We start from the raw sequence: 17,709 nt of genomic DNA, 5'->3' as shown, positions 1-17,709 counted from the left end.
TCAGCCGTCCTTCTTGTCTTTGGATTGCACGACGCGGTAGCCGAGCGGGAAGAGTTGCAGGTCAAAGCGCGCCCGGATCAAGCCCCAGACACCCTTGGGCGCCTTCAGCATCACCACGATGGCCACCAGCCCCATCACCATCAGGTAGATGGTGCCAAGGTCGGCGAGCGTCTCGCGCAGGGTAAAGAAGATGAGGGTACCGATGATTGGCCCTTCGATGGTGCCGATGCCGCCGATCACCACGATGAAGATCACGAAAGCCGTCCAGTCATTGACCGAGAAGGCCGCATCGGGCGAGATTCGCAGCTTTTGCAGGAAGATCAGCGCGCCAGCCAGCGAGGTGAGCGCAGCTGTGACCACGTAGACGGCAAACTTGGTGCGCCAGATGTCGATCCCCAGCGAACCCGCCGCCAGCTCGTTGTCGCGGATTGCGGTCAGCGCCAATCCCCGGCGCGAGCGCAGGAAAACATAGATTGCTGCGATCACCAGAACCACGGCCCCCAGCGCCAGCCAGTAGCTGAGGCTTTCGCGGCCCGAGCGACTGGACGCGAGGGATTTCACGACGCTCACCGGCAGCGAGGAGCCGGAGCCGCCGCCAAGCGCCGAGATCTGGGCAAAGGACAGGCGGAAGACTTCGGCGATGACCCAGGTGCCGATGGCAAAATAGGCGCCGCGCAGGCGGAAGGCGAGGAAGGCTGCGGGGATCGAGATCAGCGCCCCCAGGACCCCGGCCGCGGCAATGGCCGCCAGCGGATGCAGCCCGCCGAAGATCGTCAGCGCAAACAGCATATAGCCGCCAAAGCCCACATAGGCCTGTTGCCCGACCGAGACGAGGCCGGCATACCCGGCCATCAGGTTCCACAGCGAGGCCAGGGCCATGTAAAGGAACAGTTCGCTCATCAGGCGCATGTCGGCGCGGCCGGTCCACCAGGGCGCGGCAATCAGGACAACCAGGGCGATGGCGCCAAGGATGGCAGCGGCGCGGGCCGCGCTGGAGCTGCGGGTGACAGAGTAGGTGTGAAGACTCATCCGGTCATCCTCGGGAACAGGCCCTGCGGGCGGATTGCAAGAATGGTGAGAAAGGCGATGTGGCCTGCCAGAACCTGCCAGCCCGGGTCGATCTTGGCGCCGATAGTCTGCGTCACGCCCAGAATGACGCCGCCCGCCAAGGTGCCCCACAGATTGCCCAGACCGCCGATGATCACCGCCTCAAAGCCGAAGATCAGCCGCCCGCTGCCCGCCGCCGGGTCAAAGCTTGTTCGCAGACCCAGCAGGATGCCCGCGACTGCGGTCACCGCCAACGCCAGGGCCATGGCCAGGCCGAATATGTGGCGCTTGTTCAGCCCCATCAGCTGGGCGATGTCCTGATTGTCGGAAACAGCCCGGAAAGCCCGGCCCAAAGCGGTCCGGTAAAAGGTCCACTGCAGCCCGGCGATCACGGCGATAGCAATGCCGAAGGTCAGCAGTGGAAGCAGGCCGATAGAGAGCGGACCTACTGACAGGCTGGCAGTTTCCAGCGTCGGGGAGGCCATCTTTTGCGGATCCGCCGTGTAAACCTCCAGCAGCCCGTTCTGCAGGATAACCGACAGGCCGAAAGTGACCAGCAGTGGCGGCAAGAGATCGTCGCCCAGCGTATGGTTGAGCAATCCGCGCTGCAGCACATAGCCGGTGGCGGCCATGGCCGGCACCACTAGCACAAGGGCCACCAGCGGGTGCAACCCGGCGGCCGAAGTGACAGTCAGACCCAGGTAGGCGGCCAGAACGATCAGGTCACCATGGGCGATGTTGACCAACCGCATCACGCCAAAGATCAGCGACAGACCGGCCGCGAACAGCGCGTACAAGCCTCCCAGCAGCGTGCCCTGAATGATTGTGTTGAGCCATTCCATATTATTCCATCCCGAAATAGGCGCGCGAAATCTCTTCGCGGGAAACCGTGGCCGAGGCGCCTTCCAACGACACCCGCCCCTCCTGCAGGCAATAGACCCGCGACGAGACCGCCAGCGCCTTGGTGATGTCCTGCTCGACAATGACCGCGCTCATGCCTTCGCCGATGATGTCGGGCAAGGCCTCGTAAATGTCTTTGATGATGATCGGCGCCAAGCCGAGGCTGATCTCGTCGAACAGGATCATCTCCGGGTTCGACATCAGGGCCCTGCCGATGGCCACCATCTGCTGCTGGCCGCCGGACAGCGCTGTCGAGGGCACGTTGCGTCGCTCCGCCAGGATTTCGAACAGCGCATAGACTTTTTCCAGCGTCCAGGGGCCTTTGCGCCCGGCTTGCGCACCGATCAGAAGGTTTTCCTCAACCGACAGCGAGGGAAACAGCTGCCGGCCTTCGGGCACCATGGCCAGGCCGCAGGCGGCCACCTGATCAGCACGCAATCCGCTGATGTCCTGCCCCTTGAGCCAGATCTGGCCGGGGCCGTTGGCCAAAAGGCCGGTAACCGAACGCATCAGCGTTGTCTTGCCGGCCCCGTTGGCGCCGATGATCGCCAGCACCTCGCCGGGGGCCACTTGCATGTCCACGCCGTAAAGCGCCTGGAAATCGCCGTAATGGGCATCTAGGCTCGTTATCTGTAAAACAGGATCAGGCATCGGCTTCAATCCCCAGATAGATTTCCTGCACTTCTGGGCTTTGCATGATCGCCTCCGGCTCACCTTCCGCAATCTTCTTGCCGAAGTCGATCACGATCAGCCGGTCGACCACGGCCATCAGCGCATGCACGACATGCTCGATCCAGATGATGGTTACACCGGATTTATGTATGGCCGTGATGGTCTGCACCAGCGACACACATTCGCCTTCGGTCAGACCTCCGGCAATCTCGTCCAGCAGCAGCAGTTTGGGCTTAGCGCACAGCGCGCGGGTCATTTCCAACCGCTTGCGCTCTAGCAAAGTCAGGTTGGCCGCCAGCACATTGGCCTTGGACAGTAACCCGGTCTGCTCCAGGACCTGGAGGCAAAACTGTTCAGCCTCCTGTCCCTTCAGCCCGGCCGCCTGGGTGGCTGAAATCATCGCGTTCTCAAAGACCGTCATGCCGGAAAACGGCTGCGGCACCTGGAAGCTGCGGGCAATGCCGGCCCGGCAGCGCTTGGCCGCCCCCAGACCGGTTATGTCCCGGCCGTCAAAGATGACTCGGCCGCTATTGGCAGCCAGGGTGCCCGTAATCAGGTTGAACATCGAGGTTTTGCCCGCCCCGTTGGGGCCAAGCACGCCAAGTGCCTCACCCTGAGCCACCTCGTAACTGAGCTCCTGCGCCACTTTCACGGCGCCAAAGGACTTGCTCAGATTGTCCAATTTCAAAATTGTGGTCATGTTTTCTTGCCTTGAAGCGGGCGGCGCTTGGCTGCGCCACCTCCACTGTTATCCAAGCAGCTTCAGATCAGCCGTCAGCGGGATTTCAGGGTCGGCCTCATTGGCGACGATCTGCAGCTCAAAGGTATCGCCCGCCTTTTGCCACTGGCCGCCGACCAGCGGCGTTTTGGTGACATTGTTGAGCGGTCCCTTGGACCAGTTCACCTGACCAACGATGGTCAGCACATCGGACTTGGCAATGGCGTCCACGATGGCGGTGGGATCTTCCAGGTCCTCTGCCCGTTTCACCACATCCGCAACCACTTCGAACAGTGCATGCTTGAAGCCGATCGGCTGGGTCCAGGGGCGACCGGAAGCGGCCGTATACCCGTCCGCCAACTCTTTGGAAGTTTGCCTGGTGAGGGAGGAGGAGAACGGATGGTTCGGCGACCACCAAACCTCGGAGGTTAGCCCGTCGCCGCGGCCGCCCAGGCTCTCGATCACCGACGGGAACAGCAGCGCCTTGCCGATGGTGACGATTTTGGGGTTGAACCCTTGCTGCGCCGCCTGTGCCCAGAAGGTGGCAAAATCCGGCGGGATCATATTGCCGGTGACAATCTCACAGCCTGCCGACTTGAAAGCCGCGATCTGGTTGGAGAAATCATCCGACAGCGGCTGGTAGCGCCCCGGATCGGTCAGCGTATAGCCGGCATCGGCCAGCGGCTGGGGCAGGCCAAGCTGCGGATGCCCCCAGGCGTTGCCATCGGCATCATTGGGGAACAGGCCGCCGACTGTTTTCGCAACACCGGACTTGCCCCACATGTCGAGAAAGGCATCCATAACATCTTCAAGCCCCCAGAAGAAATGATAGGTCGACTGGAAGCCTTCACCCGGCACGCCGTTGCGACCGAAGAAATAAGGCTGCCACGGGCAATCCGTGGTGATGCAGGGCACTTCGTTCACCTCTGCCTGGTCCGCCACCGGGTTCACCGTGTCGGGAGTTGAGGCCGCGACGATGATATCAACCTCCTCGCCCAGGATGAGATCGGCGGCAACCTCTGCGGCGCGGTTGGGATTGGACTGGCTGTCTTTTGAGATAATTTCGACGTTCCAGGCTTTACCGTTGTTTACCAGACCGGCCGAAAACGCCTGCTGGACAGCAGAGAGCACATAGTCGTCCGCCTCGGCAAAACCTGCCAGCGGTCCGGTGCGAGGGCTTACATGGCCGACCCGCAGGGTCGGGGTGGCCGCATAGGCGCGGGTTGCGTTCAGCAGCGTCGGCGCCGCCAGCATGGTGCTGGCGCACGCTAGAAAGCTGCGGCGTGAAACAGGCTTCACTACCTTGATCATTGTATCCTCCCTTGACCGGGCTCATCCCGGTTTTTCATTTAGTCAAGCAAGATGCCGTCCAGTCGGTTCAGATGCCGTGCCACCCGGTTGCGCACATCTTCAGCCTCGGCCTTGGTCCATTTTAGAAAACCCTCGCCCGCCTTCATGCCCAGCCGACCCTCCCCGACCAGCTGTTGAAGATAGGGCGACGGGCCTTTCCTGCTTTCGAGGTCGTGCAAAACATTCTCGTGGATATCCAGCGTCAGGTCGGTTCCGACGAGATCGGCGTTTTCTAGCGGGCCAAGAACAGCCAGCCGTCGGCCAAAGCTGGACTTAGTCACTGTATCCACCGACGCTGCATCACAGATGCCGTTTTCCACCAGGCTAACCGCCTCTCGCCACAACGCATGCTGCAGACGGTTACCAATGAAGCCGGGAATGTCCTTTTCCACCATTACCGGGGTTTTGCCGGCGTCTTCCAGCAAGGCCATCATTTCGGCCGCGGCATCCGGGCAGGTCCATCCGGTTTTCACCACTTCCACCAGCGGGATCATATGCGGCGGGTTCCACCAATGCGTTCCCAGCGCCCGCTCGCGCAAGCGCAGGCCGGACATGATGTCCGTGATCGGCATCACCGAGGTGTTGGAAGCCATTATGCAACTATCCGGCGCGTGATCTTCTACCTCGGCAAAGATAGCCCTTTTGAGCTCCAGCTTTTCTGGCGCTGCCTCAAAGACCACATCCGCCTGCCGCACGGCTCCCGCAGTAGTGTTGAAGACCTCGATCATCTTCAGGCTCTTTGCAATCTTCTCTTCGCTGTCGCCCATTGCCACAAGGCTGGCCCGGATGCGGGCCGGGACGGTATCGCGCGCCTGCTGCAAGGGATCGGTGACCGCCACATACTGACCGGCACGCGCCAGTGTGAGAGCAATGCCATGGCCCATGAGGCCTGCTCCAATCACTGCGATCTGCTGTTTTTTCCGCACCATCGTTCAGCCCGCCGTATAGCCGCCGTCGGCATATAGAATATGCCCGGTGTAGAAATCAGACGCTCGGGAGGCGAGGAACAGCAGTGGCCCGGCCAAATCTTCCGGCTCGCCCAGCCGCCCCTTTGGCACCCGGGTCAGGAAACCGTCGCGCACTTTCTGCGACTCTTCGGTGTCTTCGAACATCCACGCGGTCAGCGGCGAACGGAAGACGGTCGGCGCAATGGCATTGACGGTGATGCCGGAATTGCCCAACTCGCATCCCAGTGCCTTAGTGATTCCGTCCACTGCCGCCTTGGAGGCGCAATAGGCGGTATAGCCGGCCGGATGGCCCAGCAGCCCGCGGGCCGAGCTGACCAGAATGATCTTACCGTAGCCCTGCTCCTTCATCTGTTTGGAGGCGGCACGGGCCAGCAGCCAGCTTTGGTTGACATTGGCGTCCATCACCTTGCTGAAGGTCTCAGGCGCCATGTCGTTGATCAATGCAACCTTGTTCATGCCGGAGGCAACAACCAGAATATCCAGCCTGCCAAAGTTGCGGACCGCCTCTTCGACCAGCGCGTCACAGGCAGCTTCATCCTCGGGGCGAGTGTTGACCGTGACTACGGCGGAGCCCAGCTCGCGGCATTCTGCGGCTGCCTGATCCAATGCGTCCTGATTGCCGGCCGCTAACACCAGGTTGCAGCCTGCGCCGGCCAGGTAGCGCGCAGCCACTATGCCAAAGGCGCCTGAGGCGCCGGTGATCAGCGCGGTATTGTCTTTCACGTCGAACATCGACAGCGGGTTAGTGTCCGTATTCATCTCTCAGGCCTCCGGCGGATAGGGGATTATGACCAGCATGGAACAAACGCTGTTGCAGCGGTTCTCGATCTTGCGGATTTCGTTTGGCGCGAGGGTGCAGCTGTCATATTTTCCCAAAGTGGTTTCCTGGCCGCCGATGATTACAGTGATCTCGCCTTCCAGTACCACGTAGACTTTCTCAAACGGTGTCGAGTCCGGACCGGCGCCGCCTCCGGGCAGGAAGTGACTCAAGCCCACCCATTGATTCTCCGGGCCGTTTTCCTCAAACCCTTGCAGCCGCAAGCCGTGGCATCCGAAGTGGTTCGGGGCATCATAGGGCTGGGCATCTGAAAACCGTTTTACGTGCATATGGCCGCTCGTTTTGCTGTTGCGGAAAAGCGGCTGCCGGTTGCCCGGCAGCCAGTCCGGGAAGTGCTCAGAAGCTCTCGCCTGCCTCGATCCGGTAGTTCTGTTCCTTGTCGATCATCGCCACCAGACGGATGATGCAACCGTCGCCACGGTCCCAGTTCCAGGGGAAGAAGGAAAAGGTGCATCGCTTTCCCGACACTGCATCCAGGTCGCCGCCGACGTTCTCGATGCCCAGAATGCCTTCTGCGAACAGCTTGTTGTGGACCGGCTCCCATTCCGGGAAATCGTCTTTCCAGTCACGGCCACCCGACCACTCCAGATATTCCTGTTCCAGATGCGGCAGGATCGGGCCGTTGCGCTGCGGGCCGATGGCGGTGGCCAGCGGATGGTCATTGGCTTGGGTGTCGTGGCCGACAACCTTGACGCCTTTTTCAATCATCCAATCCGCCGCCGAAGACACCAGGCCGGGGCAGTAGGCAAAGTAATCACCGTCCTCATACTGCTTGTGCCATCCCGTGTTGATGATCAGCACATCGCCCTTGCGGATGGCGTGGCCGCAGGCCCTTTCCAGGTCGTCGGCGGTGATCTGCTCCCATTTCTTCTTGGGGATGGAGACAACCAGCCCGGAGCCGAAGAAATGCGGCAGCGGCACTTCATCAATGAAGGGCGTACCCGGCACCACATGCGCCGGAGCATCGATGTGGGTGGTCACATGCATGGTGGTGGTGATCGTCTGCGACAGCACGCCAGATTTGGCCATGTAGTGCTTTCGATCGATCTGCACGTCTTTGAAATACGGCCAGTTCGGGCACTGGAAGCCGTAGCGGTGGCTCAGGTTGTAGAACTCCAGCCCCATGTCGTTGTCAGTGTTTGCCTGGAACTCTATGCCGCGGACTTTAACCATTAGGCACATCTCCTCTGTTCACCGGAATCCCGGTGCTGGTTGTTTCAAATTTGTTCAGGATGGCTCTTCACCTGTCCCGCATATTGATACACATGCACTGCAATACGGTCAATATTTAAATCACGATGCAGTTGACTTGCACCGCATTGTGGTGCAGTAACGGACGACATAAATCGCCGGAAAACCACGAAAAACACACTTGCAGGATATTTAGATGGCTGAAAAAGAAGTGAAAAATGACAAAGGTGGAATTCAGGTCATTTCTCGCGCAGCGGCAATCCTGCGCGTGCTCAAAGAAACTGATACAGGAATGAGCCTAGGGCAAATCGCAGACCGGGTCGGGTTGCCCCGCTCTACGGTGCAGAGAATCACGGGGGCTCTGGCTGCCGAGAACTTTGTGGTCAGCGATATCCAAGGCCGCGGGCTGAAGCTGGGCCCAGAGCTCAACACACTCGCCAAGGCGGCACAGTTCAACATCGTGGAACATTGTCGGCTGCTGCTGACGGAACTGACGCAGAAGACCGGGGAAACGGCGGACTTGTCCGCCCTGCGCGGGGCCGGCATGGTGTTTCTCGATCAGGTGCCAGGAACCCAGCGGCTCACCACTGTTTCAAAGGTCGGTGAAGTTTTTCCGCTGACCACAACCGCCAACGGCCGTGCCTGCCTGGCGCAGTTGCCCGAGGAAGAGGCACTCGAACTGATCCACGAAGAATGGCAGCGCACGGGGGCTCGCGAACGCGAGGAAGACATTCTGGAATTGCTGAGCAAAGTGCGGCAAACCGGCATCGCTTATGACTTGGATAATCACTCGGAAGGGATTTCCGCGATCGGTATAGCTTTCCGCGATTGGCACGGGGATCTGCACGCTATTTCTGTCCCGATGCCCACTTCGCGGTATGCCGACCGAAGCGGGGACGTCAAAAAAGCACTGCAGGCTACGTCCAGAAGCTTGAAGCAGTACTTTGCCCTGTAAGCAAAGTGCGAACTTTGATCTCATTCTCCCCAATACCTAGGTAATTGATCCCAAGATTTGATGGTGCGTTTCCTCAGCCTACGGAAGGATGTGAGCGGACCCACTTGAGTGGTCCAGGGTGAAAGTTATTGCATAGCTGGGCCTTGTTGCACAAATCGGATGAGGGATTCACTGTATGAATCCAGCATGTTAGCTGGATGATATGAGCAGTTGGGCCTCTACGAAATACAAGACCACGAACTGGTCGGCTTACAATGAAGCGTTGAAGCGGTGTGGATCGCTGACGGTGTGGTTCGATCCAGAAATGGTATGGCGGCCGCCACCGACCGGCAAGAGCGGTCGACAACCGAGCTTCAGCGACGCGGCGATCCAGACCTGTCTGACGATGAAGGTGCTCTTCGGCATGCCGTTGCGGCAAACGACGGGGTTCGTACAAAGCCTTTTGCGGCTGGTCGGCCTGGACTGGACCATGCCAGACTTTAGTACCCTGTGCCGCTGTCAACGAACGCTGAATGTGAGCACCCCCTATCGTGGCGGTACGGGGCCGCTGAATCTGCTGATCCCCTCTCGTGACGTCACTGCGTGATGCACTGCCGGGCAGCGGACAGCACCGGCATCAAGGCCGTAAGCGAAGGTGAATGGAACGCCCGCAGGCATGGTGACTCAAAACGCCGCATCTGGCGCAAGATACATATCCCTTGCCCGGCAGGGTCATGCGCAGCATGATCCCGAGAGTGGTATCGACGAGGAAACGTTGGAGGTTCGGACCGTCGAGATCACGGGCAGCAACATTGGTGACGCGCCTATGTTGCCAGAATTACTGGACCAGATTCCACCAGATCAGAAGATCGGCAGCGTCACCGCGGACGGCGCCTACGACACTCCGCCATAGGCTACCCAACCCCTGCGCAAGCATACGAAACCATGACTTGGAAAAGCGCAGCATAGGGTCAATAATCAATCTGTCCGGAAATCGGGACGAACTCCACTGCTCCGTGATGCGAACCTCCCGGACTGCATCAGCCCGCGCCATTCCTTGCCCGACAAGCACATCAACCTGCCACAGCTTCTGAACTATTTCCTCTGGCTTGTGCCGCTTGTTCGCCATTCTCTGTCCTCCGTTTCCTAAACATAACGGTGGACCAGTTCAGATGGGGCATTCCAATCTTTGTGAACGTGGCTGAGCGGCCAATTGATAGCATCAAAAGGCAGGATATTTCTGCAACACCTGTTCAATGACCAGTCTTACACGGTAACAAATGAAACAGCGGCCGTAACCTCCGGTCCAAGATGCATAGCATTCCGGAACGCAAAGCATGAAACAACTCAAACGCCACTTGCCGCCTCTGACTTCTCTACTTGCGTTTGAAGCTGCTGCCCGTCTAGGCAGTTTTACCGCTGCGGCGGAAGAGTTGAATGTCTCGCGAGAGGCCGTCAGCCGGCAGATCCGGGCATTGGAAAGCCATCTTGGAATTTCTCTGTTTGAGAGGGACGCGAACCGGGCGCTCATGGGGGCTGCCGGGGCGCGCTTCTTTGCAACGGTGTCACCCAATCTGACCGCCATTGCAGTTGCGGCCAGGGAACTGGCCGGAGAAATCAGCAATGGCCCTGAACTGGAAGGCACGGCCCCTCCGGGAGATGATGAAGAGCAGCCGTCGATTCTTGTGGTTGATGACACACCTCAAAACATTCACCACCTGCACGGCCTGCTAAGGGACGCTTACCGGATCATTCCGCAGACCTCCGGAAAAGCAGCCCTGTCTTTTCTCGCAGGAGAGTTGGCAGACCTGGTTCTGCTGGATATCCGGATGCCGGATATGGATGGCTACGAGGTTTGCCGGCAAATCAAATCCACGGCCAGCCTTGCTGATGTACCGGTGATATTCCTGACCAGTCTTGATGATCCGATGGATGAAACCAAAGGCCTGGAAATGGGCGCCTGCGACTTTATCACCCGGCCGATTGTGCCCGCTGTTCTGCGTGCCCGGATCCGCAGCCATATTGAACTCCGCCAGGCGAAAACGGCCTTGGAAAAACTGCTGGCTCGGCGGGCAGACCGGCTCGAGAAAGCCGAGCAGTTACTGGCCCAGATGTGTTCAGACATCGGACAGTTTCAGTCCTCGTGAAGAGAGCCCGCGAGCTGTTCTACAATTTGATCAGCCGTTTCGAAGTCCAGCACTTTCAAAGCCGCCTTAAGGCTTTGAAGTGCCGCCTTGGCAGTTTCCGGAAGATCCCCTGATTCCGTATTCAGTACTTCTTCAAGGGCCTGAATGTCACGGTTCCTGCTAAGTGCCCCAATCCTATCCAGCCTACCCGGGGAGAACGGCAATTCATGTGCAGAAAGAGGGCTGCGGGCGTCGAACTGCTCAAGCATCTGGGATAGGGCCTGCTCCACTGTTTCGATAGAGGTGTTTCCTTTCTCAGCGCTTGCCGCAAGTTCCGCCAGCCTGTCGGCTCCCACCGTGCCGGCCACCCCTTTAATGACATGAAGGAGATTGGCCACGCCCGGGCCTTCCGGGCTGTCAGCCTGGGCAGCCAGACCTGCGGACCATTCACTCAGACTAGCATGGAACCGGCGCAGGGAAGCTTCATAATGCTGCTGGTTGCCGCCCGCGTAAAACAGCCCCTTTTCCTGATTGATTACCGGCTCGGCGGTGACCGCAGCGCTTGGAAACAGCCAGCCTGCGCGAGTGAACCTGAAGGGCTGCACCGTGCAGGGGTCGGCCACCGGAGACTTGTCCTCTGAGCGGGTCAAGGTGCGTCTTATTTCCATGACTTGCGTTAACCGGCAAGGGGAAGTCCTGGAAACCAAGGTCGCGGGCTATATGGCGGGATCCGGCAAGGAAGGTGTGCGCGGGCACGTTGTGAGCCGTGAAGGGGCCAACGTCCGGAATGCGGCCATCGCCGGCGCATTGGGCGGTCTGGGCAAAGGTCTGAGTGCCGGAGCGACTGCCTCTCATCGCCACCGCTTTCACGGCCAACTCTCGGCGTTGAGCTGGCCGGATCATTTTTTTCCGAGCGCCTCCTTCAGCAGGTCGTTCTGCATGCTGACGTCAGCGTACATGCGCTTCAGCCGCCGGTTCTCCTCGGCCATCGCCGCTCGCCATTGTCCTCGGACCAATGGCGGACAATAGCTCGCTCTCACTGATGAGACTGGCGTCCATGCCGCCATACTTCGCCCGCCACTTGTACAGCGTGGCGCTGCTCATCCCGTGCTCGCGGCACAGCTCGGCGGCAGGCACACCGCCCTCCATCTGGCGCAGCACACTCATGATCTGAGCTTCTGTGAAACGTGTCTTCTTCATCGGAATCTCCTCGTTCATCCTGCCGAGAAAATTCTACTGCCGCATCCCCTTAAGATCGGGGGGATTACCCCTGGGCCAAGACCGTTGGCGGCATATCCCAGACCGTCTATCGCGGCGTCGAACGGGTGCGGTCGCGCTTCATCCTGACGCTCGCAGCCGGAAATTTCGCCCGGCTGCCCCGGTTGCTGGCGGAATGAGGCTGGAGGGGGGGGACGCAGGCCTGCTTCCAGCCACCCAATCCGGAAGAACGATGAGAGAACTCATTCCACCACGGAGAACAGCGTCCCACTGGCCTGACTAATTCAGCGGCCTGTTAGGGGCTTGTTGTAAACTCCTTAGACAGTGGCTTAACAGTCTTCTCGAGGACCCAACATTTCAGAAAGAAGCCAGGCGGCATGAAGCCGCCTGCGCTCAGAAATTTTGAAACGGATCAAAAAGCAGGCTAACCCCTCCGTCGCGCTTCTCTTCAGATTTCGATGTCCTCGAGAGACTTACCAGCTTCTAAGGCCTCATGAACCCAGCCAGGTTTGCGACCACGTCCGCTCCAAGTCTGCGAGGGGTCATTGGGGTTGGCGTACTTCGCGGCTGCTTTCGAACCTGACTTACGTCCTTTACCGCTGCGCAGAGCGACAACTTCTTCAAAGCTAACGCCGTGCTTTTCAGCAATGGCAAGCATCTCATTGTAAGCATTCTGCTTGGCCTCTTCAGCAACTTGGGCCTTGCGAGCCTCAATTTCCTGAGAGAGTGCTTCAAGTTCAGAAACGTTGAGGCCGGTAATATCAATCGCCATGGTTCACCTTTTTCAGTTTTGCACGGTCAAATCAGAAAAGTGACATCGGGGCAAGCTTAAGAGGTGTAGGGTGCAGGTTTTTTGCAACAAGATAAGATCAGTGATGCACGACGTGGCCCATTCGGCGACAGCGCTCAATTAAGGGATCGCCAGAACAGCATGACACAGTCAAAGTAGCTCCTCCCAAGGAGAAAGGAGCTTAGCTGGATTGGGTGCCCATCGCTAAAAGTAAGATTGGCACCCAATATGGTTCTTAAGGCTGTTCCTCATCGAATACGAAGGTGCCACAATGCCGCGCCTAGTACCATCTAGGATTTCGGAGACACGACTGATCTTTCCTTTTCCGGTCTGACAAGCATCCAGGGAACTTCTTCAAGAATAAACGCTGGAACCCGTTGCGTGTGATGAAAAATAACGGCCCGGACTGAAGCAACATCGGTTGAAGTAAACGGTATCGCGAAGTCATGGTATTCCTTGTTCGCCTTAATGGCCAGGCTCTGCTCTGAGGTCGAGCAGCTTGCCACAATTCCATTCCATACCAGCAGTGTTAAGGATTCCAAGTTTAGCTCGCCGAAAGAGCGGTCATGACCAAAACTTGCTAAATGCACCATTGGCGGGCGGCCAAAGTACGGGAGATGCGAAAACCAAACTCCCAAACCGCCCGGAACGCCATCTGCAGAGCCGAGTACGCTCAACTACATATTTAGCGAACTGGATTTTGTTCCGGAGCCCTCAAAAAGTGCATCTTCAGAAACCCTAACCGAGGCGCTCGGTAACCTAGAGCGAAAGACATCGGCAACCGAGTTCACACACCCCCATTCCCCATGTTCAGTGGCCCATGCTCCAGTGACAACGATTTCATTCGAGGCTAAGCTGCTGGAAATATACTCCGCTGCTTCCTCTTGGCCCGAAAATACCATAGGCTGAGTGCAGCTCCCAAAACCTTGCCAGCCTTCGAATGGCCTTTCTCCTCCATCACAGCCCCAAACACGCAATGCGGTGAAGGTCCCCAATTTCCCTGTCCTAGTTGCACAAGTAATTGCGTTAGATAATCCTGTTTGGATGACGTCTTCGAACTCGTCGCTAATTTCATCAGAAAGAAAACCATCGATGACAATGAAGTTCCCCTGGTGCCCCGCGATCTCTTCCATTATCCGGCTTCGGCATTCCCAGGCTGCACGCTTTCCAACGGAAAAATCGGCGCTCCAAAACAGGCTCCCTGGATGCACAACAACAAGTGTCTTCATATCGTTTCCTTCGTAATAAGTTCCTCCCCTTATTGACTTGGTAAGGTTTCGCTGGGTTTAAAAATGGGATGGGTTGGCGAACGGTAAGTGCCGCCTGTCAGTGTGGTTCAAATGTCGATTGGCTCGGCAATACTTGGGTTGAACGGTGGCTCGTTCAGCCGGCTTCGCTCCGGCTGCCGCAGCTATGCTTTCAGGGTGCTGAATATCATCGACGGTTTCAACCGGGAAGGTCTCACCATTAATGTAACCGGTGTTCCGACTCCACGTGACCTGCCCCCCGCGGGTCCCTCGCTCATGACGAGAGTCTGCGGGTTTGATTTTGGTAGTCGTCGGTTTCGGGCTTGGCAAGCGCGGCAGGCGCGGAGCCCTCAAATTGCTCAAGCGCCTGCCGCGCTTGCTTTGGCGTTCTGTTCCCCAACGAAGAGTGCGGCCTGACGTTGTTGTAATCGTAGCGCCACAGCGCCAGCTTGCGGCGGGCATCGTCCAGGGTATCGAACAGCTCTTCATTGAGAAGCTCGTCCCGCAGGCTTCCGTTGAATGACTCGATGAAGGCATTCTGCTGCGGTTTTCCGGGATCGATGTAATGCCAATCCACGCCGTTCCTGTCGGCCCATCTCAGGATTGCCCGGCTGGTGAATTCCGTGCCGTTATCACTGACAACGCAAACAGGTTTTCCGTAGATCCGGACGAGCGCGTCCAGCTCCCGGGCAACGCGCTCACCCGAAATGCTGGTGTCCGCGGCCAGGCACAGGTTTTCCCGGCAGCAGTCATCGTTTACGGCCAGGATGCGGAACTTCCGCGACGCGCCGAAGCTGTCTGCCAGGAAATCCAGGGACCAGCGCTGGTTGGGCTGTGTGGCTTCGGGCATCGGCGTTCGCGAGCCCCGGGCACGCTTGCGGCCCCGCCGCCGTTTCACCGCAAGGCCTTCTTCCCGGTAGAGGCGGTAGAGTTTTTTGTGGTTCATGATCATGCCTTTTCGCTCAAGCAGCACGCCGATCCGCCGGTAGCCGAACCGGCGGCGTTTGCCAGCGATCTCCTTCATCTCCTGGCGGATCTCGGGATGGTCGAGCGGGCGTTCGCGCCGGACCGTCTTGGGGTCGACACCGACAAGCCGACAGGCCCTGCGCTGCGAGATGTCATGATCCCGCATTGCATTGAGCGCTGCCTCTCGCCGCTCTTTCGGTGTCGTCAGCTTTTTCCCAGCAGGTCTTTCAAAACCACGTTGTCGAGCATCGTGTCCGCCAGCAGCCGCTTCAGCTTGGCGTTCTCATCTTCCAGGGCCTTCAGCCGCGCGGCCTCCGACACCTCCATGCCGCCATATTTGGACTTCAGTTTGTAAAAGGTCGCCGGGCTCAGGCCGTGCCGACGGCACACCTCCGCTGTCGGCATCCCGGCTTCCTGCTCTTTGATCATCCCGATGATTTGCGCCTCAGTGAAACGGCTCTTACGCATTCGTCTGCTCCTACATAGGTTGGGCAGACTCTACTTCATGGTGAGGGATTTTGCGGGGGGCAGGTCATGGCGACCGTCTATGTCTCGGAAAAGGTAGAACCTATCAGGAATATTCTCTATGACTTTTTTTGGCGGCGCATCGTTGCCTAAGGACCACTGTATTTCTTTGTACGGTGTCGGAACTTCGATTGCATTATATTCCTGCTGCCAACGCCTTAGGCGATCAAACAACTCGACCATCGGCGTGTACAACCAAGGTACCATGTACCCGGACATCTCACCGAACTCATGCGTTCTATCTGAAGTTTTGTTTGTGTTGACGTAGAAATGAAAGTCTTCACCTTCACGATTTAGGGTCAGGACCCATTGATTTCCGGTGGGTGGCGTGATTCACAGTTCGAAAAATGAGCGGTGATATGTCTGATCTTTTCTGGCTGACGGACGCGCAGATGGCCCGTCTTGAGCCTTATTTTCCGAAGTCCCACGGTAAGCCGCGTGTTGATGACCGGCGTGTTCTGAGCGGAATTATCTTCATCAATCGCAATGGTTTGCGCTGGCGTGATGCGCCCAAAAATTACGGCCCGCACAAGACCTTGTACAATCGTTGGAAGCGGTGGAGCGACAAAGGCATCTTTGCCCAGATGATGGCCGGTCTGGCTGCTGATCACGGTGAGGAAAAGACTGTGATGATCGACGCAACTTACCTGAAAGCACACCGTACGGCCTCCAGTCTTGGGGTTAAAAAGGGGGGCGTGGGCGCCTGATCGGGCGCACTAAGGGCGGCATGAACACTAAGCTGCACGCAATCTGTGACAGCCAGGGGCGTCCACTGAACCTGTTCGTGACTGCCGGACAGGTCAGTGATTACACCGGTGCAAAGGCGCTGCTGAGTGGCCTGCCTGACGTCCAATGGCTTCTCGGAGATCGCGGGTATGATGCCGATTGGTTTAGAGAAGCTTTGAAAGACAAAGGGATACGCGCCTGCATCCCCGGTCGAAAGCAGCGCAAGAAAGCCATCAGATACGACAAACGCCGATATAAGCGGCGCAACCGCATTGAGATTATGTTCGGCAGGCTGAAGGACTGGCGGCGGGTTGCGACACGATACGACAGATGCCCAAAAGTCTTCCTGTCAGCAATCGCGCTTGCAGCCCTCGTTATCTACTGGCTTTGAAACTCAATGAGTCCAGAGCCTAGTTCGGAAAAATTTTCTCCTGAAGAACTATTGGGGCTTTAACTAGAATAGCGCAGCTCTTCATTGAGGCCTAGCACAATGAAAGTCAGCGCGCCCTTAAACAGAGTGGAAAATTCACAACGCGCTGTTTTTCCTGAAAATATGCTGACTTTTCGCGGGAGTCGCTTGGGACCAACGGATAGCCCGTCGGCTTAAGAAAAGGAAAGGATAGTGGCGCCCACGGGAGGACTCGAACCCCCAACAGCCCGATTAGAAGTCGGATATTCTATCCAGTTGAATTACGTGGGCGCACTTAAGCCGTTTTGGACGAAGCCTACGGCCATGTCAACTTAGTAGGAAGACTATTTGCCTACTAGAAAGTTATCTCTACAAAACAATGATTTAAGTCCATTCGGTAGAGGATAGGGGGTTAATTCTGCTCTATCCAGTTGAGCTAAGGGACCGCTTGGCGCCAGTTATGACAGGCTCCCGCCAAGGGTCAAGCCGCGGCGCGCAAATCCAGTCGCATAAACACCGACCAAGGGTCCTCAGCATAATCCGCATACGGCGGACAGGGCGCAAAGCCGAAGGACTCATACAGCCTGCGTGAGGGCAGGAAATCATCGGTTGAGCCGGTTTCCAAGCAGACCTCGGCTGCCTGTTCGCCGCGGGCAAAATCCAGCAGGAAGGCCAGCATGGCCCGCCCGGCACCGCTGCCGCGGGCCTCGGTCAGGGTGTGCATCGATTTCAGTTCCCGGATGCCGCCGCCCAAATTCTTGAGCGCGCCCATCGCCAGCGCCCGGCCGTCCCGGCGCAACAGGAAGAACTGCACCTCTGGCCCTTCCAGCCCGCTGCCACCGAGCGCATGGCAACTTTCCTCAGGCGATTGCGCCGCCATCTGCGCCAGGTGGCGGTTGATCAGATCAGCAGCTTCCGGGTCCGAAGGGCAGGCGGCGGCGATGTCGAAAGCGGGGGAAGCTGTGGCGGTCATCGCGGGGTCCATTTGTACTGCGTGCAGGCTGCGCTGCCGCAGCCGTCTGTCCCCTCGTTGTAGCGGGCGCAGGGCAGCCGGCAAACCCGGAAACGCGTTTGGATCATCCGC

19 protein-coding genes, 1 tRNA gene and 4 pseudogenes are annotated in these 17,709 nt (G+C 58.3%); 5 read left to right on the top strand and 19 right to left on the bottom strand.

Annotated elements, in window-relative coordinates:
- The 9 genes from AC5STB_RS22425 to AC5STB_RS22385 form a co-directional block, all read right to left on the bottom strand.
- Positions 1–1,029: a branched-chain amino acid ABC transporter permease gene (locus tag AC5STB_RS22425; protein WP_495445078.1), complete on the bottom strand. Its 1,029-nt coding sequence runs from the start codon at positions 1,027–1,029 to the stop codon at positions 1–3.
- Complete coding sequence (locus AC5STB_RS22420; protein WP_495445077.1) at positions 1,026–1,889, bottom strand: branched-chain amino acid ABC transporter permease; 864 nt, start codon at positions 1,887–1,889, stop codon at positions 1,026–1,028. Before AC5STB_RS22420 ends, AC5STB_RS22425 begins: the two co-directional genes overlap by 4 nt.
- 1 nt (position 1,890) lies before the next feature.
- On the bottom strand, positions 1,891–2,598 hold the full coding sequence (locus tag AC5STB_RS22415; protein WP_495445076.1) for an ABC transporter ATP-binding protein: 708 nt from the start codon (positions 2,596–2,598) through the stop codon (positions 1,891–1,893).
- Positions 2,591–3,319 (bottom strand): ABC transporter ATP-binding protein, encoded by a 729-nt coding sequence (locus tag AC5STB_RS22410; RefSeq protein WP_495445075.1) that lies wholly within the window; start codon positions 3,317–3,319, stop codon positions 2,591–2,593. Before AC5STB_RS22410 ends, AC5STB_RS22415 begins: the two co-directional genes overlap by 8 nt.
- A 48-nt stretch (positions 3,320–3,367) precedes the next feature.
- Positions 3,368–4,648: an ABC transporter substrate-binding protein gene (locus AC5STB_RS22405; RefSeq protein ID WP_495445074.1), complete on the bottom strand. Its 1,281-nt coding sequence runs from the start codon at positions 4,646–4,648 to the stop codon at positions 3,368–3,370.
- A gap of 38 nt (positions 4,649–4,686) precedes the next feature.
- Positions 4,687–5,616 carry a 3-hydroxyacyl-CoA dehydrogenase family protein gene (locus AC5STB_RS22400; protein ID WP_495445073.1) on the bottom strand — a complete coding sequence of 310 codons (930 nt, stop codon included), beginning with the start codon at positions 5,614–5,616 and terminating at the stop codon, positions 4,687–4,689.
- A 3-nt stretch (positions 5,617–5,619) separates the two neighbouring features.
- Entirely contained in the window at positions 5,620–6,414 is a 795-nt protein-coding gene (locus tag AC5STB_RS22395; protein WP_495445072.1) for an SDR family NAD(P)-dependent oxidoreductase, read from the bottom strand.
- 3 nt (positions 6,415–6,417) lie between these two features.
- The gene (locus tag AC5STB_RS22390) at positions 6,418–6,762 is read right to left on the bottom strand and encodes a cupin domain-containing protein (RefSeq protein WP_495445071.1); all 345 of its coding nucleotides are present in this window, start codon (positions 6,760–6,762) and stop codon (positions 6,418–6,420) included.
- A gap of 67 nt (positions 6,763–6,829) precedes the next feature.
- The gene (locus AC5STB_RS22385; RefSeq protein WP_495445070.1) at positions 6,830–7,666 is read right to left on the bottom strand and encodes a cyclase family protein; all 837 of its coding nucleotides are present in this window, start codon (positions 7,664–7,666) and stop codon (positions 6,830–6,832) included.
- Positions 7,667–7,880: 214 nt separating this feature from the next.
- Here AC5STB_RS22385 and AC5STB_RS22380 point away from each other — a divergent pair, with 214 nt between their 5' ends.
- A complete protein-coding gene (locus tag AC5STB_RS22380) occupies positions 7,881–8,639 on the top strand; it encodes an IclR family transcriptional regulator (protein ID WP_495445069.1) in 759 nt (252 codons plus the stop codon).
- Between the two features lie 202 nt (positions 8,640–8,841).
- A pseudogene (locus tag AC5STB_RS22375) lies at positions 8,842–9,522 on the top strand (IS5 family transposase); the annotation flags it as partial.
- A gap of 108 nt (positions 9,523–9,630) precedes the next feature.
- Here AC5STB_RS22375 and AC5STB_RS22370 read toward each other — a convergent pair.
- Positions 9,631–9,747 (bottom strand): annotated as a pseudogene (locus tag AC5STB_RS22370) (IS3 family transposase); the annotation flags it as partial.
- A 208-nt stretch (positions 9,748–9,955) separates the two neighbouring features.
- Here AC5STB_RS22370 and AC5STB_RS22365 point away from each other — a divergent pair.
- Positions 9,956–10,765 (top strand): response regulator, encoded by an 810-nt coding sequence (locus AC5STB_RS22365; RefSeq protein ID WP_495445068.1) that lies wholly within the window; start codon positions 9,956–9,958, stop codon positions 10,763–10,765.
- Here AC5STB_RS22365 and AC5STB_RS22360 read toward each other — a convergent pair.
- Together AC5STB_RS22360 and AC5STB_RS22355 are read right to left on the bottom strand one after the other, a co-directional pair.
- On the bottom strand, positions 10,753–11,394 hold the full coding sequence (locus AC5STB_RS22360) for an Hpt domain-containing protein (protein WP_495445067.1): 642 nt from the start codon (positions 11,392–11,394) through the stop codon (positions 10,753–10,755). The genes AC5STB_RS22365 and AC5STB_RS22360 overlap by 13 nt on opposite strands.
- 196 nt (positions 11,395–11,590) lie before the next feature.
- Positions 11,591–11,944: pseudogene (locus AC5STB_RS22355) on the bottom strand (transposase); the annotation flags it as partial.
- 65 nt (positions 11,945–12,009) lie between these two features.
- On the opposite strand from AC5STB_RS22355, the pseudogene AC5STB_RS22350 reads away from it, so the two are divergent.
- Positions 12,010–12,141, top strand: a pseudogene (locus AC5STB_RS22350) (IS5/IS1182 family transposase); the annotation flags it as partial.
- Between the two features lie 269 nt (positions 12,142–12,410).
- Here AC5STB_RS22350 and AC5STB_RS22345 read toward each other — a convergent pair.
- From AC5STB_RS22345 to AC5STB_RS22325, 5 genes are all read right to left on the bottom strand, one after another.
- Positions 12,411–12,734, bottom strand: coding sequence for an H-NS histone family protein (locus AC5STB_RS22345; protein ID WP_495445066.1), 324 nt, complete (start codon positions 12,732–12,734; stop codon positions 12,411–12,413).
- Positions 12,735–13,042: 308 nt separating this feature from the next.
- Positions 13,043–13,429, bottom strand: a complete 387-nt coding sequence (locus AC5STB_RS22340; protein WP_495445065.1) for a hypothetical protein — start codon at positions 13,427–13,429, stop codon at positions 13,043–13,045.
- The gene (locus AC5STB_RS22335; protein WP_495445064.1) at positions 13,430–13,981 is read right to left on the bottom strand and encodes a hypothetical protein; all 552 of its coding nucleotides are present in this window, start codon (positions 13,979–13,981) and stop codon (positions 13,430–13,432) included.
- Positions 13,982–14,273: 292 nt separating this feature from the next.
- Positions 14,274–15,433, bottom strand: a protein-coding gene (locus AC5STB_RS22330) for an IS3 family transposase (protein ID WP_495441156.1) whose coding sequence is annotated in 2 segments (ribosomal slippage) — positions 14,274–15,175 and positions 15,175–15,433 — 1,161 coding nt in all. Because the reading frame shifts where the segments join, the coding sequence is not laid out codon by codon here.
- Positions 15,434–15,463: 30 nt separating this feature from the next.
- Positions 15,464–15,793 carry a VPA1269 family protein gene (locus AC5STB_RS22325; protein WP_495445109.1) on the bottom strand — a complete coding sequence of 110 codons (330 nt, stop codon included), beginning with the start codon at positions 15,791–15,793 and terminating at the stop codon, positions 15,464–15,466.
- A gap of 56 nt (positions 15,794–15,849) precedes the next feature.
- Here AC5STB_RS22325 and AC5STB_RS22320 point away from each other — a divergent pair.
- Positions 15,850–16,607, top strand: a protein-coding gene (locus AC5STB_RS22320) for an IS5 family transposase (protein ID WP_495444176.1) whose coding sequence is annotated in 2 segments (ribosomal slippage) — positions 15,850–16,174 and positions 16,174–16,607 — 759 coding nt in all. Because the reading frame shifts where the segments join, the coding sequence is not laid out codon by codon here.
- A gap of 232 nt (positions 16,608–16,839) precedes the next feature.
- Here the strand turns inward: AC5STB_RS22320 and AC5STB_RS22315 are convergent.
- Both AC5STB_RS22315 and AC5STB_RS22310 read right to left on the bottom strand, forming a co-directional pair.
- Positions 16,840–16,916: transfer RNA gene (locus tag AC5STB_RS22315), tRNA-Arg, on the bottom strand.
- Positions 16,917–17,106: 190 nt separating this feature from the next.
- The gene (locus AC5STB_RS22310) at positions 17,107–17,598 is read right to left on the bottom strand and encodes a GNAT family N-acetyltransferase (protein WP_495445063.1); all 492 of its coding nucleotides are present in this window, start codon (positions 17,596–17,598) and stop codon (positions 17,107–17,109) included.
- Positions 17,599–17,709 lie beyond the last annotated feature (111 nt).

The organism is Leisingera sp. CC-HEC093 (genome assembly GCF_059429195.1).
The sequence above is the reverse complement of the archived record's forward strand: the minus strand, read 5'-3'. Positions and strand labels throughout refer to the sequence as shown.